This is a genomic window from Synechococcus sp. F70.1 (genome assembly GCF_047502745.1).
Classification (GTDB): domain Bacteria; phylum Cyanobacteriota; class Cyanobacteriia; order Thermostichales; family Thermostichaceae; genus Thermostichus.
The window spans coordinates 1-2303 of sequence record NZ_JANSJL010000044.1 but is presented as its reverse complement, the minus strand read 5'-3'; the positions used below and the strand labels follow the sequence as shown (position 1 = coordinate 2303).

Genomic DNA, 2303 nt, shown 5'->3' with positions numbered 1-2303 from the left:
GGAAGTTCTCGCCGTACTGCTCGCGCATGCGTTGGTAGGCTTGCCACTGCTCGCCGTAGCGGTCATACGCCGCGCGCTTTTCGGGGTCCGACAGCACCTGATAGGCTTCGTTGATCTCTTTGAACTTCTCTTCGGCGGCTTTGTCGCCGGGGTTGACATCGGGGTGATACTTGCGCGCGAGTTTGCGGTACGCCGCTTTGATTTCCTTCTCGTCGGCGTCCCGCGAGACGCCCAGAACCTGGTAGTAGTCCTTGAAGTCGCGCATCGGTTTCACCCCCTACAGGGGCGCGGCGGGGTCGCCGCCGCGCCATAGGCGTTTACTTCTCCTCGCGGTACTCGGCGTCGATCACATCGTCGCCGCCTGTGCCGCTGGTCGCGCCTGCGGTTGCGCCTGTGTCGCTGGCGTAGCCTGCCGTGCGCTGCTGGTAGAGTTGCTCCATGATGCGGTAGGTCAGGCTCTCCAGTTCGCTCATCAGGCTGATGGCGCGTTCGGCGTTCTGCTGCTGAATCGCCTCGCGGATGTCGCGGATGAGCGTCTCAGCGCGTTCGCGGTCGCTTGCGCTAATCGCCTCGCCCTGCTCCTTGAGCAGTCGCTCGGTATCGATGGCAAGCCGTTCGGCGCGGTTGAGTTGCTCGGCTTGCTCGCGCAGTTGGCGGTCGCGTTCGGCGTTCGCCTCCGCTTCGCGCACCATGCGCTCGACTTCCTCGCGCGTGAGGTTCGTCGAGCCTGTGATGCGGATGCTCTGCTGGCGTCCCGTGCCGAGGTCCTTCGCCGAGACCTGCAGGATGCCGTTGGCGTCGATGTCGAAGGTCACCTCGATTTGCGGCACGCCTGCAGGCGCGGGCGGGATGCCATCGAGGTGGAACACGCCGAGCAGTTTGTTGTCGCGCGCCATCGGTCGCTCGCCCTGATAGACGCGCACCTCGACGCTGGTCTGCCCATCGGCGGCGGTGGTGAAGATTTCGCTCTTGCGCGTCGGAATGGTCGTGTTGCGCGGGATCAGCACGGTGAAGATGCCGCCCTTGGTCTCGATGCCCAGCGAGAGCGGGGTGACATCCAGCAGCACGATGTCCTTGACCTCGCCCGACAGCACGCCCGCCTGAATCGCCGCGCCGATGGCGACCACCTCGTCGGGGTTAACGCCCTTATGCGGCTCCTTGCCCGTGATCTGGCGCACCATCTCCTGCACTTTGGGGATGCGCGTCGAGCCACCCACCAGCACCACCTCGTCGACATCGCTCGGCTTGAGACCAGCGTCCTCCAACGCGCGGAAGATGGGTCCCTTGAGCCGCTCGAACAGGTCGGCGCACAGGTCTTCGAACTTCGCGCGGGTGAGCGTCATATCGAGGTGCTTGGGTCCGCTCGCGTCTGCCGTGATGAACGGCAAGTTGATCGTGGTGGTCGTCACGGTGGAGAGTTCGATTTTGGCGCGTTCGGCGGCTTCCTTGAGGCGCTGCAGCGCCTGGCGGTCTTGGCGCAGGTCGATGCCGTGCTCTTTCTTGAACTCGTCGGCGAGGTAATCGACGATGCGCTGGTCGAAGTCGTCGCCGCCAAGGTGCGTATCGCCCGAAGTGGACTTCACCTCGAACACGCCGTCGCCGACTTCCAGAATCGAGACATCGAAGGTGCCACCGCCAAGGTCGAACACGAGGATGGTCTCGTTGGTTTTCTTGTCCAGTCCGTAGGCGAGCGCGGCGGCGGTCGGCTCGTTGATGATGCGCAGCACCTTCAGCCCCGCGATTTCACCCGCGTTTTTGGTGGCGGTGCGCTGTGCGTCGTTGAAGTAGGCGGGCACAGTAATCACCGCCGCGTCCACCTTTTCGCCCAAGTAGGCTTCGGCGTCCGCCTTAAGTTTCTGCAGCACCATCGCCGAGATCTCTTCGGGGCGCAGGGTTTTGTCCAGCGCGGGGATGTATACGGCTGCGTCGCCCTTGCTGTCGGCGACTACCTTGTAGGGCACGCGCTTGCGCTCTTCCTCCACCTCGTCGTAGCGTCGCCCGATGAAGCGTTTGATGGAGAAAATCGTGTTTTCGGGGTTCACGACGGCTTGGCGCTTGGCAGGCGCGCCCACCAGCCGCTCGCCCGTCTTGGTGAAGCCCACCACCGACGGGCACAGGCGACCGCCCTCCGCCGTCGGAATCACCACAGGCTCGCCACCTTCCAGCACGGCAATCACCGAGTTCGTCGTCCCTAAGTCAATCCCAACAACCTTACCCATAGTCAGTGCCTCCTATCGTTATTTTCGTGCGCTGCGGAAAGTTTCCACAGCCTTCGATACTTCACGCGTGGGGGAAAAGTTCCC

At 63.5% G+C, this 2303-nt stretch carries 2 protein-coding genes; both read right to left on the bottom strand.

What is annotated here, in order from left to right; translation table 11 throughout:
- Nucleotides 1-265: DnaJ domain-containing protein (locus tag NW860_RS04335; protein ID WP_414512627.1), on the bottom strand; the 265-nt coding region annotated here is incomplete at its 3' end.
- 52 nt (nucleotides 266-317) lie between these two features.
- Nucleotides 318-2219, bottom strand: a complete 1902-nt coding sequence (gene dnaK / locus NW860_RS04330) for a molecular chaperone DnaK (RefSeq protein WP_414512625.1) — start codon at nucleotides 2217-2219, stop codon at nucleotides 318-320.
- Nucleotides 2220-2303 lie beyond the last annotated feature (84 nt).